Genomic DNA, 12,432 nt, shown 5'->3' with positions numbered 1-12,432 from the left:
CCGTAGGCTAAGGTACTGATTTGCTTTGTCTTATTCTATCTAGGACTGTAAGAAGTTATCGATGGTGTTTTAGATATAAAATATGCTCAGCTTTAAAATTCAGCGAAAATAGTTACAATCAATAGCTTTCCATTTCGATTCCTTCCGTTGTAAACGAAAATGCCTGTGAACCAAGACCGCCGACCATAACGGCTTGAAACAAGGGTTGTAATGGTTTTTTTGAATACCAGTCGATCATAAAATTGGCACCACTACCTCCGGATGTGTCTTGTTGTTCGATTACATAGTCGATAGATTCCATCGGCTTTAGATAAATGGGCTTGTCAAGATAGCTTCGTACCAAATCGCCAGCTGTATTAAAATAGTCGATTTTAGCTATAAATAGACTGTCGCGAATGCTTGTATTGCGAATGCTCAGGGTAGCGGTGAGCAAGGTTCTCGTATCACGGGTCTGGTTGTATATGTCGGAATATATCGGCACGTAGACCTCATGTAATAAGGTGTCATTAGTTGTTTCGACAATACTACGGTCAAGGGTATGGTTGTCTAAAATTTCAACGGGCTGACCGTCAGATCGAGACTGCTTACATGAAGCCGCCACACAAAAAAAGATACAGAGTAAGCCTAAATTTAATCGATTTTTTTTCAACACGGTGTTATTGAGTTTCATTGTCACGAACGCTCATTAAAAGGTAAGCGCTTTTCTTTTGAACATCGCCAAGACCTATCCCCATTCTGTATGGAAAATACCTTCCTTATCCACACGCTCGTAGGTGTGACTTCCAAAATAGTCTCGTTGTGCCTGTATTAGGTTCAAGGGCAGTCGGGTCGACGTGTAGGCATCGAAATAAATCAAGGAATTGGAGAGGCCCGGTAGAGGAATTCCGTTTTGAGCTCCTAGTACGACCAGTTTTCTTGCCGAATCTACCGTACCGCTTATTTTTTCGACAAAAGTAGGGGAAATCAACAAGTTCGGCAGGGTTTCATTGGCTTGAAAGGCCTCGGTAATATCGGCCAATATACCTGCTCTAATGATGCAACCTGCCCTCCATATTTTAGCTATAGTAGCTATATCGAGTTTATAGTTATATTCTTTGGAAGCTTCGGCCAGCTGGTGTAACCCTTGTGCGTAGGTGACTATAAATGAAAAATAAAGGGCCTCTTCGGCTATTTTTTCAATATATTCCTTATCGATTTCGTCAATGGTAGGCCGATCGTAAAGCTTATCCGCTTCGGTTCGTTCAGCTTTTAAGGCCGAAAGTTCACGCATGCTTACGGCTACGTCTATCGAAGGCACGGGAATACCTAAATCCATAGCATTCTGGCTCGTCCATTTACCCGTACCTTTCTGTTTGGCCTTATCAAGAATTTGGTCGACTAGGCTACCATCGGTCAAGTCATCTTTTTTGTCGAAAATCTCTGAGGTTATTTCCACTAAGAACGATTGTAATCGCCCCTCGTTCCATTTCGAGAATGTAGACTTTAATTCTTCGTTGCTATAGCTGCCGGCCTTTTTTAGAATGTCATAGATTTCCGAGGTCAATTGCATTAGGCCATACTCAATACCATTGTGTACCATTTTTACGTAATTGCCCGATGACCTGGGCCCCAGATAAGCAACACAAGGCTCTCCGTTATATTTGGCGGCTACGGCCTCAAAAATAGGCTTGATATGCGCATAGGCAGATTTAGACCCCCCCGGCATTATACTGGGGCCGAAGCGAGCACCTTTGGCACCCCCTGAAACACCGGCACCGAAGAAGTTTACCGCTCTTTCTTGCAAATATTCTTCCCTTCTGTCCGTGTCGGTAAAAAACGAATTGCCCCCATCGATAATTATATCGCCCCGGTCAATATGAGGTAAAAGGCTTTCGATGACGGCATCGACAATCTTTCCAGCTGGAACTAAGAGCATTATTTTCCGAGGCTGTTTTAAGGCCTTTACAAAAGTTTTTATACTGGTAGTGGCATTTACTTTGGCATGGTGACCTCCTTCATCTTGCAGTGCCTGTACTTTTTCTGCATCGAGATCATGCCCAAAGGCCGAATAACCCTTGTCCGCTACATTGAGTATAAAATTGCGTCCCATTACACCAAGACCGACCAATCCGAAGTCATACTTTTCTTCCATTTTGTTATTTTAAATTCCGCAATCCGTGTTTGGTATCCTACAGCTACCGATGAAACCAAAAATAAACGAAATTATTCATACTGTGCGATTAACTTGGGGTAAACTCGTTGCGATTGCTTTATCTTTTCGATACTTTTATCCCGACAATAATATTTAAAAAGGTATGAACAGAACAGAAAACCAAATGCTGATTATTTTCGGGGCTTCCGGAGATCTTACGGCCAGAAAACTTATACCGGCCATTTTTAATTTAGCACTTGGTGGCCATCTTCCTGAAAACTTTGTAGTGTTAGGTACCAGTAGAAGTGATATATCCGATGAAGAATTTAGAAGAAATGTGGTTAGCGAAAGCGAACATCTTGAAGATGATTTGAATGGTAAAAAGAAAAAGGTTGTTGAAAAGTTTTCCGGCCAACTATTCTATCACAAGTTGAATAGTGATAAGGATTCGGGCTATGCCGCCCTAAAGGATCGTATTATATCTTTAAACCAAGAGTTCCATACCGATAACAACTATATCTTTTATTTATCGACACCGCCATCGGTCTACGAACCAATCGCCAAAGAACTTTATGAACAAGACCTTCATAAGGAAGATAAGGGCTGGAAAAGACTGATCGTTGAAAAGCCCTTTGGCTATAGCCTGAAAACGGCCAAGGAACTAAACCGTGCTTTACAACGCTATTTCAAGGAATCGCAGATTTATAGAATCGATCATTATCTAGGAAAGGAAACTGTTCAAAATCTGTTGGTTACGCGCTTTTCGAATAGTATTTTCGAACCGTTATGGAACCGAAACTATATCCATCATGTAGAAATTACAAATGCGGAGAGCGTGGGCGTTGAAAAACGGGGGGGCTATTATGATAAATCGGGAGCACTACGCGATATGTTTCAGAGCCATTTGTTGCAAATCGTAGCATTGGTGGTCATGGAGCCTCCATTAAATGCATCCCCTGAAGAAATACGTAACGAGAAACTCAAAGCATTGAAATCACTGCGCGTGATGGAGGACGAAAAAACCTTACATGAAAATACGATGCGCGCTCAATATATTGCTTCGACCATAGAAGGTAAAGCGGTCAATGGCTATAGGGAAGAAGAAAACGTAGACCCGAACTCAAAAACCGAAACTTTTGCCGCACTTAAGTTTTTTGTCGACAATTGGCGATGGGCCGACGTGCCTTTTTATGTGCGCACAGCGAAAAGAATGCCTACCAAGGTAACCGAGGTCGTCATACATTTCAAATCACCGCACCATCAAATATTTAAGGATAGTGGAATGAACAGTAAAGACAATAAACTGATTATAAGAATACAACCTGATGAGGGAATCCTTATAAAATTTGGGGTAAAGGTACCAGGACAAGGTTTCAAGGTCGAACGGGCGAACCTTGACTTTTATTATTCAAGCCTTGTAGAAAACCATATTATGGAGGCCTATGAGCGTTTACTTCTTGATGCCATGCAGGGTGACCCTACACTTTATGCAAGGGCCGACGAAGTCGAAGCGGCGTGGACCTTTGTCGATCCCATTTTGGAATATTGGAAGAACTCCGATGAAAAGGTGTACGGGTATTCGGCAGGTACTTGGGGGCCAGAGACTGCCGATGATCTTATAGAAGGTTCGGCGGGTTGGAGGAACCCGGGTGCACAACTGGCCGATGATCCGAACTATTGCGTGATATGCTGATCGGGTGAAGCAAAGAGTCTGCTAAAACCCTTTTCGAAGTATGAAACTAGTAGTATCTTCAAAATATCCACAAGATTTCATATGGAATTAAAGATTTCAAAAACAAAGCAAGAAGTAGCGGAGAACTTCACGGATTTTCTAGTACATCTCATGCATGATAGATCACCTTTACACGTTGCGCTTTCTGGAGGTAGTACGCCCAAGATTGTGTTCGATGAATTGGCTGCACGCCATATTTCGGAACACATTTGGGAAAACATACATTTTTATTGGGGAGATGAACGCTGTGTGTCTCCCGAAGATGACGACAGTAACTATAAGATGACCCTAACACATCTTCTGTCGAAAATAAAGATTCCTGAGCGCAACATACACCGTATCAAAGGTGAAAACGAACCATACGAGGAGGCGGAACGCTATGCCGAGGTATTAAAGAAAGAAGTACCTAGCGTTGAGGACGTTCCAAGATTTGATCTCATTATCCTAGGGATGGGTGATGATGGCCATACCGCCTCTATTTTTCCTGAGGATATCGATTTATGGTATGTCCAATCCCCATGTGCTGTTGCCGAACATCCCGATAGTGGGCAGCAGCGGATCACGATTACAGGAAAGGTGATAAACAAAGCCGAAACAGTTGCCTTTTTGGTTACTGGTGAAAGTAAGGCCCAAAAGGTGGGGGAAATCATTGACCGGAAAGAAGGGTATGAAAAATATCCAGCTTCTTTAGTCGCACCCGTATCTGAAAACTTGTTTTGGTTTCTCGACAGCGCTGCGGCGAAGCACCTTACTTCAGGTTGATTTTGATGTTTTCGTCCTGAAGTTGAGGAAGATGATCTTCCATTTTGAATTGCGAAGCGTCGAATTGAGTATCTCGCCAGAAGGCCTCTTCTTTGCGCCTTTTACTACGGGCAAAGCGTCTGATGCCCTGTTCATTCTCGATCAACAGGCCTGGGACGTTACTACTTTTGCCTTCTATACTTTTAGCGACCATCGTGAAATAGGATGAATTGCAGTGGCGCTTTTCACCGGTCGTTATATTTTCGGATTCCACCCGAACCCCGACGACCATCGAGGTTTTTCCAGTATAATTTATGGAGGCCCTAAGGGTCAAGAGCTCTCCCACTTCGACGGGATGAAGAAAGTCTACACGGTTGACTGATGCGGTCACACAATAGCATTGAGAGTGCTTTGAGGCACATGCGAATGCAATCTGGTCCATTAAATTAAGTATATGCCCACCATGTACTTTTCCGCCGAAATTGGAGTGGGAGGGTAGCATCAACTCGGTAATTGATACTCTCGACTCATTGGGTGATTTGAATTCTTTCATCGTGTTGACGATCATTTAATTTCGTACATGGGGCGACTTTTCCTTTTGTACATTGGTAATAAAATATTTTGTGTCTCCGAGCCAAAAGAATGTCGCGTATCGTTCCACATAATTTAACTTCACGTATTGCCCCTGATATTCCTGTAGTTTTTCGATCACCTCTTGGTCTTTATCGAGTACAGAAAACGCAAATATCTGGGCACCCGAAATGCCTTGGCTGATCTCACCTTCCCATGTTTTTACTAAAACCCCTTTATGACTGATCTTTATTAACTCCCCGGAACGAATACCATCACTGTAGGGAACAAAGTAAATGAAGGTATAGATCAAGAGAAACAGGGCGGCAATGCCACCTAAGGTGATAAATAGTGCTTTTTTCATTTTTTAGATTCAGGTTTCAATGCTATTTGTAAAGATTCAAGTATTTGTTTGTAGGGCTAAAAACTACGACTAGGACCCGCTTTCGAGCTCTTCATAGTCATCTTCGCCGGCACGTCGTAATATGGGTTCCGGAATAGACTTCTTCGCTTTGGCCCCCATTCTTTTTAATTTTTCGATACTCGTTATTATGTTTCCACGCCCTTCAAAGAGTTTGTTCATGGCTCCTTTATATTCGGATTTGGCATCGTCCATTTTTTTTCCAACCTTGGTCAAGTCTCCTATAAACCCCTCGAATTTATCGTAAAGCGCCCCTGCCTGACGGGCAATTTCAATAGCATTGCGTTGTTGTTTCTCGTTGTTCCACATAGTGTCTATCGTGCGAAGGGTCGCCAGAAGGGTAGAAGGGGTCACGATAACTATATTTTGCTCGAAGGCTTTATTGTATAGGGAGCTATCGTTGTTAATAGCAATAGCAAAAGCGGGTTCTATCGGGATGAACATCAATACAAAATCAGGACTTTCCATCTCATATAGGTCCTCATACTTTTTAGCGGACAATTGATCGACATGTCGCCGTAACGAATTGATATGGTCTTTTAAGAATTTATCGCGCAATTCTTCTTCTGCATTGACAAAGCGCTCGTAATCGGTCAATGATACTTTAGAATCCACGATCATCTTTTTTCCATCGGGCAGATGGATAATCACATCGGGTAGTACCCTTGTGCCGTCCTCTCTTTTGAAGCTCTGTTGCACCGAGTATTCCCGGTCTTTTTCCAATCCCGATTTTTCAAGAACCCTTTCTAAGACCAATTCTCCCCAATTACCTTGCATTTTACTGTCTCCCTTCAAGGCCTTGGTCAAGTTTTCGGCTTCTTGGGTAATCTTAAGGTTTTGGCTCTGTAGGTTCAGCAATTGTTCTTTTAGGGCAGAGTGAATACTGATATTTTCTTTTTGGCTCTCTTCGACCTTCTTCTCAAAGAGTTGTATTTTTTCATTGAGTGGATTCAGTATGTCTTTGATATTCTTTTCGTTACGCTCCGTAAACTTCAAACTTTTCTCCTCCAGTATTTTGTTGGCGAGGTTTTCGAACTCTTTGGTAAATTTCTCTTGAAGCTTTTCTACCTCTTCCTTTTGCTCTCGATTCTTTAGCTGCAGGTTATCTAAATCGACTTGATAACGAACAATTTGGTTACCCATGTGTTCTTTCTCGGATTGCAAGTCCAACCTAACCCTTTCACTCTCACGAAGACGCTCCTCCAAGGCAGAAAGATTCGAATGCAGTTGTTGCTCACGCTCTTGTAAGGCACTTTGGCTTGATTTGGTCCTCAGCGATTGGATATAGTTTCCCAACAAATACCCCGCGACAAGGCAAATCAGTCCGACTAAAAGATAAATCCAGATATCGTGCATATCGTATTACATGTGGGAAGTAAAGATACGAGATTGCTTTCAAAACCTTTCGATACGTAGGTTTACTTTTCAATTTTAAAAGTACCTGTGGTTGCATCGAAAGAGACGGTGTCCGATGGAAAAAGCGTATCAAAAGCATGTTGTGCAATGAGCTCACAAGGCTCACCACTGGTGTTTTTATCACCTTCGAGCAATACGATATTATCGCATAATTGTATCGCCATTTCAATTTCATGGGTAGTCAGTACAATAGTTTTTTCCATTTCATGGGCAATGGTCTTCAGCAACTTGAAAATATGAACTTTATGGTATAGGTCGAGGTGTGTTGTCGGTTCGTCCAATAAAATGATAGGTGTATCTTGGGCCAATGCCCTGGCCAAAAGTACCCTTTGTAGCTGACCGTCACTGAGTTCGTAACATTTTTTGTTCTTAAGGTTGATTAAATCAAGTATGTGCAGCGTATCCTTGATCTTATCGGTATCTCTTTGCCTCAAGGTTCCCCACCAATTGGTGTAAGGTTGGCGCCCCAAGGCTATCAATTCAAAAACGGTCAAGTTATTGGCGATCAGGGGCTCCGTCAAGACGATACTTATTTTAGTGGCAAGTTGGTCGGGCTGATAGGTTGTTAAAGAATTTCCATCGATGTCAATGACTCCATCAATAAGGGGTTGCAAGTTACCGAGGGTTCGCAATAGGGTCGATTTACCGATACCATTGATTCCCACAATGGCGCTCAATTCGCCCGCCTTTAGGCTAAGATTGATGTCTTTTGCCACGATTTTTTTACCATAGCCAATAGTCAAATCTTTCGCATTCAAAGTAATACGTTTTTCTTTAGCCTCCATTACCTAAAACACCATTTTTCTTTTATTGACCAATAACCAAATAACTACCGGAGCACCAAAAATACTTGTTATCGCGTTAATGGGCAGTATATGTTCCGAACCGGGCCACTGGGCAATGGTATCGCAGACCAGCATTAAAATACCCCCATAGATCAATACGGCCGGTACTAGGATCTTGTGGTCGGTCGTATCAAAAATTTGACGGCTCAGATGGGGTACCGCTAATCCTACAAAGGCAATGGGTCCGGCAAAGGCGGTAATACCACCCGCAAGTAAACCTGTGGTTATAATGATGGTGTACCGGGATTTTTTGACGTTTACCCCTAAACTTTTGGCATAACGCTCACCCAATAAATAAGCGTTTAGCGATTTGATTGCACTTATACTGATTAAAATGCCCAATAAGACTATACTGGAAAGTAACGTCAATTGGTACCACGTTAGATTGCCGACACTACCAAAAGACCAATAAACGAATTGCCTCAGCTTCTCAGCCTCTGTAAAATAAGAAAGCACGCTTACAAGGGCAGCGGTAATGCTACCGAACATCAGGCCAATAATGAGAAGAGCCATAGTGTCTTTTATTTTTGATGCAACGGCCATGACAACTAGCAAGACCAAAAAGCTACCCATGCTTGAAGCCATGGCTATAGAAAGGTCGTTCACGATACCGAACGCAGTAAAGCCGGTAAAAAGTCCTGCTCCCATTATTAAAATGGCTGCACCTAAGCTTGCTCCGGAACTTATACCCAATACAAAAGGCCCTGCCAGAGGATTTCTAAATAGGGTTTGCATCAATAGGCCGCTCAAGGCCAAACCTCCGCCCGATAAAATGGCCGTTAAAGCTTTGGGAATTCGGTATTCCCAAATAATATAATCCCATGAAGTATGCTCAATATGCCCTCCAAAAAGAATCCGGAAAGTATCTGAAAAAGGAATCATTACCGATCCAAGACTGATATTCGCAAGAAATGCAACGCCCAATATTAGACCTAGCATTATAAATGACAATCGATATTTGGGCTTTTTTACCACTTATTTCAAGGGTTTGAAGAAAATAAGTCGATGGTCGGGGAGCAGTTCGTTATGAAATATATGAACTAGGTCTCTCAATACTAAGTCGGGGCGTTGGGGAGCTTGTTCATAGAACATCAATCCGCCCGTCGGCCCTTTCGCGAGTGTATTCGTATACACATGCTGTTTTTTGTATGCTTCGAATTGGGTATAATGGCGATTGGCCGCTATCATGTCCTCATAAGAGGTCAACATGGAAGGGTTCAACCAATAGTCGGCAGTTTTGGCTTTGTCGAGTACCGACTCCATACTAAGCGCGATTCCTCCTGTTTTTTCCGAAGCTGACCATAGATAATCGCCTTTTGCATCTTTTATGAATTCGGCCATCCAGCTTTTTCCACCTGCCACATGCCATACATCTTTGTAAAGACCTCCGGTCAGCACCGATGGTTTTTCCTTAGCCCTAACGGCTAAATTTTTCACCTTTTGATAAGAAAGGGCTATGTTTTTAAAAATACTATCGGCCTCTTTTTCCTTTCCAAAGAAAACCGCAAAAAACTTGATCCATTCTGCCTTGCCCAATGGGGATTCTTCTATCCAATCTCCATTATAAACAACGGGTATTTTTGCTTTTTTTATCGTCTTATAGGCCCTATTTTCATCGTTTATACCAAAGCCCACAAAGAGTTCGGGGTGGAGTTCGAGAACGATTTCTGAATTAATGGTTTCGTTGTTACCCAGTTCCGCTACCAATCCCTTATCGATGCGTTGCCGTGTGGTTTTCGATGATATAAAATCCGTATTCGGAAAGCCTACTAATTTATCGGAAACGCCAAGGGCCTCCAAGGCCGGAATATGGGTGGTGGAAGTTGCTACAATGCTTTTCACCGGTACGGGTATGATTGCATCATACGCATCTTTGTTCAAGGTAATCGTCGCCAATTTTTCCCTAGGTACCAAGGCATAGGAAAAAGACGTATCGGCATTTGGCCAAGGTGATTTTAAATGTACTATGCTAACTCCCGAAGCGGATTTCTCTATACTAAAGCCTTGGGCGTAACTGATATCGTATGGGGTTGTCTTTGCAACGTCGGGATGGGTTGCCTTGTCGTGATTTTGTTTGCAAGCGGTACTTAAGATCAGAAATATTCCGATACCGTACTTGACCGCCCGATGGCTAAAACCTTTACCTAACAAAATATACATCTTTTCAGTTTTCGTCTACTGCTATAATCTTTCTCGGAAGAGGCGTATGCAGTATACGATTAAATTTGAAATCGCAAGGTAGCAAAAGTCATGTTTCATTAGGTCCCTACTTATTAAATTCGTCAGAAATCAAGATTATGAGAAGTGGATCAAACATCATAATTTACCTAGTTGCGGGTGTAATTGCATTACATTTTATCGTTGGATTTATTTGGCTTTTACTAAAAATGAACAAGAAAAAAGAAGATTAATTAGCCAATAGTCCTTATTTTCGCCTTCGAATAGTGGTTCACATTGTAGCATGTGATTAAAAGGGAATCCGGTGATTCGATTTCACTTTATTGTAAGCGAAAATTCCGGAACTGTTCCCGCAACTGTAAGCTTTGCCTTGAAAATTTTTTACGAAGTTTAAGAGGTGACTACCATTTTCTCCAATACCACTGCCTGAAGGTTATTTTATTGACGGGCGGGAAGGTCAATGGTAGTACGCAAGTCAGGAGACCTGCCAAGATTCATAACCCTAAAACTGGGCTTTCGGGTAAAAGGCCTTCAAGTGAATGAATCTTAAAAATTCTATAGTATTTCTATTACTATATGCTTCCTGTATGTCCGTTACTGGGCAAAAGGATAGTATCACTGTACTCGATGAGGTCGTCTTGACCGACATCAGGTTACTGCATTTTGCCGATGCTAAAAAGGTAGAAACCCTTACTCCTTCCGTATTAACAAGAAATGGTAATTCGCTCACCGACCTGTTACGTTTTAATAGCTCTATCTATCTAAAGGAGAACGGGAGAGGTATGTTGGCTACTCCTTCTTTTAGAGGTACTGGGGCTTCCCAAACCGCCGTAGTTTGGAACGGTATTAACATTAATTCCCAATTGACGGGCCAGGTCGATTTTAATACGCTGGTGCCCCGAAACTATGGGAACGTCAGTATGCGTAGTGGTGGGGGTAGCGTTCAGTTCGGGAGTGGTGCGATAGGAGGTAGCATACATTTAAATGATGTATTCAACTTTGAGGAACACTCTAGAAATGAACTGGCGTTGACCCTGGGAAGTTTTGATACAAAATCTGCTAATTATAAGCTATCTGTTGGTCACGAGAAAATGGCCGCTGGGCTTGGGATCAACTATATCAATTCAGAAAATGATTATGCGTATCTCGATACCGATAAAAAAAACGAAAACGGTGCGTTTGAAACCGCCTCTATCAATGCTAATATAGGATATCACCTATCGGAAGGTCATTTACTGAAACTCTATCACCATACTTTTCTGGGAAATCGCGATTTTTCGGGCACCCTAACCGCGCCTTCGAATGCAAATTATATCGATATAAACTCTCGGAACTTGCTTGAATGGGACCATTTTAAGAATAGAAACATAGGCCGTTTGAAACTGGCATACCTCTATGAAAAATATAGATACTATCCCAATAAACAGAGGGATGAGTACTCCTCTGGGAATACGAAAAGCCTTTTATTCGATTATGACTATAAGGTGCAGTATAAAGAATTTATTGTCAATGCCCTGTTGGTTTACACCCATAGTGCGGCTACTGGGAATGCCATCACGAGCACAAAGAGAAATACTTGGGCTACCACACTTCTCATGAAACATAATCTAGGTGAAAAAGTTACCTATGGAATAGGATTGCGGAAAGAATTCGTAAGTGATTTCGAAAGCCCTTTGGTGTATTCGGCCCATGCCAAATTTGAGCTTGGTAAGCATTATGAAATGTATGTCAACGGATCAAAAAATTATAGAATCCCCACTTTCAATGATATCTATTGGCAGTTTGACGCGGGATCACGAGGAAATCCGGAGGTGCGACCCGAATCGGCATGGCAGGTCGAAATTGGGCAAAGATTCATCGGAAATAAATATCGTTTCGAATGTACCGCATTTTATATTGCTTCGGATGACCTTATTCAATGGCGCCCCGATGCCATGGGAATATGGATGCCGGTCAACGTAAATAGGGCTGAGAATTATGGCGTAGAAGTCTCACTCAACCTCTCCGAGAAATGGGGAAAACACCAACTAGCATTCAATAATAGTTATGCCTATACCCATGCCAAGGATATCATTTCAGACCAATTTTTAATGTATTCGCCCCGGCATAAATTCACTTCGAACTTGACCTATTCTTTCGGTAAATGGGAGTTTTTTCACCAGTTGTTCTTTAATGATAGGGTCTTTATTACTTCGGATAATTCGGATAGCCTATCTAGTTATACGGTATCGAACCTTGGTTTCGGAAGGGGTTTTGATGTCGGGGAAAAGCTAAAAACACACGCCCAGGTTCAAATGGACAACCTTTTTAATAAAAACTATCAGAATGTAGCTTATCTACCAATGCCTGGCAGACATATCACTTTACGACTAACTATGAACCTTTAAACAAGAAAAAT

The 12,432-nt window shown here is 42.1% G+C and carries 11 protein-coding genes and 1 riboswitch; of the genes, 3 read left to right on the top strand and 8 right to left on the bottom strand.

What is annotated here, in order from left to right; all coding sequences use genetic code 11:
• Nucleotides 1–118: 118 nt before the first annotated feature.
• Entirely contained in the window at nt 119–670 is a 552-nt protein-coding gene (locus F2B13_RS04625; protein ID WP_149276107.1) for a DUF3124 domain-containing protein, read from the bottom strand.
• A gap of 54 nt (nt 671–724) precedes the next feature.
• Complete coding sequence (gndA, locus tag F2B13_RS04620) at nt 725–2,131, bottom strand: NADP-dependent phosphogluconate dehydrogenase (protein WP_149276106.1); 1,407 nt, start codon at nt 2,129–2,131, stop codon at nt 725–727.
• A gap of 163 nt (nt 2,132–2,294) precedes the next feature.
• Here gndA and zwf point away from each other — a divergent pair, with 163 nt between their 5' ends.
• Both zwf and pgl read left to right on the top strand, forming a co-directional pair.
• On the top strand, nt 2,295–3,824 hold the full coding sequence (gene zwf, locus F2B13_RS04615; protein WP_149276105.1) for a glucose-6-phosphate dehydrogenase: 1,530 nt from the start codon (nt 2,295–2,297) through the stop codon (nt 3,822–3,824).
• An 81-nt stretch (nt 3,825–3,905) separates the two neighbouring features.
• The gene (gene pgl, locus F2B13_RS04610; protein WP_149276104.1) at nt 3,906–4,625 is read left to right on the top strand and encodes a 6-phosphogluconolactonase; all 720 of its coding nucleotides are present in this window, start codon (nt 3,906–3,908) and stop codon (nt 4,623–4,625) included.
• Here pgl and F2B13_RS04605 read toward each other — a convergent pair.
• The 6 genes from F2B13_RS04605 to F2B13_RS04580 form a co-directional block, all read right to left on the bottom strand.
• Nucleotides 4,612–5,157 (bottom strand): acyl-CoA thioesterase, encoded by a 546-nt coding sequence (locus tag F2B13_RS04605; RefSeq protein ID WP_149276103.1) that lies wholly within the window; start codon nt 5,155–5,157, stop codon nt 4,612–4,614. The genes pgl and F2B13_RS04605 overlap by 14 nt on opposite strands.
• Before the next feature lie 15 nt (nt 5,158–5,172).
• Nucleotides 5,173–5,538 carry a 6-phosphogluconate dehydrogenase gene (locus F2B13_RS04600; RefSeq protein ID WP_149276102.1) on the bottom strand — a complete coding sequence of 122 codons (366 nt, stop codon included), beginning with the start codon at nt 5,536–5,538 and terminating at the stop codon, nt 5,173–5,175.
• Nucleotides 5,539–5,607: 69 nt separating this feature from the next.
• The gene (gene rmuC, locus F2B13_RS04595) at nt 5,608–6,951 is read right to left on the bottom strand and encodes a DNA recombination protein RmuC (RefSeq protein WP_149276101.1); all 1,344 of its coding nucleotides are present in this window, start codon (nt 6,949–6,951) and stop codon (nt 5,608–5,610) included.
• A gap of 62 nt (nt 6,952–7,013) precedes the next feature.
• Entirely contained in the window at nt 7,014–7,796 is a 783-nt protein-coding gene (locus F2B13_RS04590) for an ABC transporter ATP-binding protein (RefSeq protein WP_149276100.1), read from the bottom strand.
• A 3-nt stretch (nt 7,797–7,799) separates the two neighbouring features.
• Nucleotides 7,800–8,795 (bottom strand): FecCD family ABC transporter permease, encoded by a 996-nt coding sequence (locus F2B13_RS04585; protein WP_149276099.1) that lies wholly within the window; start codon nt 8,793–8,795, stop codon nt 7,800–7,802.
• A gap of 36 nt (nt 8,796–8,831) precedes the next feature.
• Nucleotides 8,832–10,016, bottom strand: coding sequence for an ABC transporter substrate-binding protein (locus F2B13_RS04580; protein ID WP_149276098.1), 1,185 nt, complete (start codon nt 10,014–10,016; stop codon nt 8,832–8,834).
• A 268-nt stretch (nt 10,017–10,284) separates the two neighbouring features.
• Nucleotides 10,285–10,540, top strand: a riboswitch (cobalamin riboswitch).
• Nucleotides 10,541–10,573: 33 nt separating this feature from the next.
• Between F2B13_RS04580 and F2B13_RS04575 the strand changes: the two genes are divergently transcribed.
• Complete coding sequence (locus F2B13_RS04575; RefSeq protein WP_149276097.1) at nt 10,574–12,421, top strand: TonB-dependent receptor; 1,848 nt, start codon at nt 10,574–10,576, stop codon at nt 12,419–12,421.
• Nucleotides 12,422–12,432 lie beyond the last annotated feature (11 nt).

Source organism: Pareuzebyella sediminis, assembly GCF_008367235.1.
Lineage (GTDB): Bacteria > Bacteroidota > Bacteroidia > Flavobacteriales > Flavobacteriaceae > Pareuzebyella > Pareuzebyella sediminis.
The sequence above is the reverse complement of the archived record's forward strand: the minus strand, read 5'-3'. Positions and strand labels throughout refer to the sequence as shown.

What these genes read in the sequence shown, in the direction of transcription:
- F2B13_RS04625 (WP_149276107.1), bottom strand. Translation starts at nt 670, where the DNA reads ATGAAACTCAATAACACCGTGTTGAAAAAAAATCGATTAAATTTAGGC.
- gndA (WP_149276106.1), bottom strand. Translation starts at nt 2,131, where the DNA reads ATGGAAGAAAAGTATGACTTCGGATTGGTCGGTCTTGGTGTAATGGGA.
- zwf (WP_149276105.1), top strand. Translation starts at nt 2,295, where the DNA reads ATGAACAGAACAGAAAACCAAATGCTGATTATTTTCGGGGCTTCCGGA.
- pgl (WP_149276104.1), top strand. Translation starts at nt 3,906, where the DNA reads ATGGAATTAAAGATTTCAAAAACAAAGCAAGAAGTAGCGGAGAACTTC.
- F2B13_RS04605 (WP_149276103.1), bottom strand. Translation starts at nt 5,157, where the DNA reads ATGAAAGAATTCAAATCACCCAATGAGTCGAGAGTATCAATTACCGAG.
- F2B13_RS04600 (WP_149276102.1), bottom strand. Translation starts at nt 5,538, where the DNA reads ATGAAAAAAGCACTATTTATCACCTTAGGTGGCATTGCCGCCCTGTTT.
- rmuC (WP_149276101.1), bottom strand. Translation starts at nt 6,951, where the DNA reads ATGCACGATATCTGGATTTATCTTTTAGTCGGACTGATTTGCCTTGTC.
- F2B13_RS04590 (WP_149276100.1), bottom strand. Translation starts at nt 7,796, where the DNA reads ATGGAGGCTAAAGAAAAACGTATTACTTTGAATGCGAAAGATTTGACT.
- F2B13_RS04585 (WP_149276099.1), bottom strand. Translation starts at nt 8,795, where the DNA reads ATGCTAGGTCTAATATTGGGCGTTGCATTTCTTGCGAATATCAGTCTT.
- F2B13_RS04580 (WP_149276098.1), bottom strand. Translation starts at nt 10,016, where the DNA reads ATGTATATTTTGTTAGGTAAAGGTTTTAGCCATCGGGCGGTCAAGTAC.
- F2B13_RS04575 (WP_149276097.1), top strand. Translation starts at nt 10,574, where the DNA reads ATGAATCTTAAAAATTCTATAGTATTTCTATTACTATATGCTTCCTGT.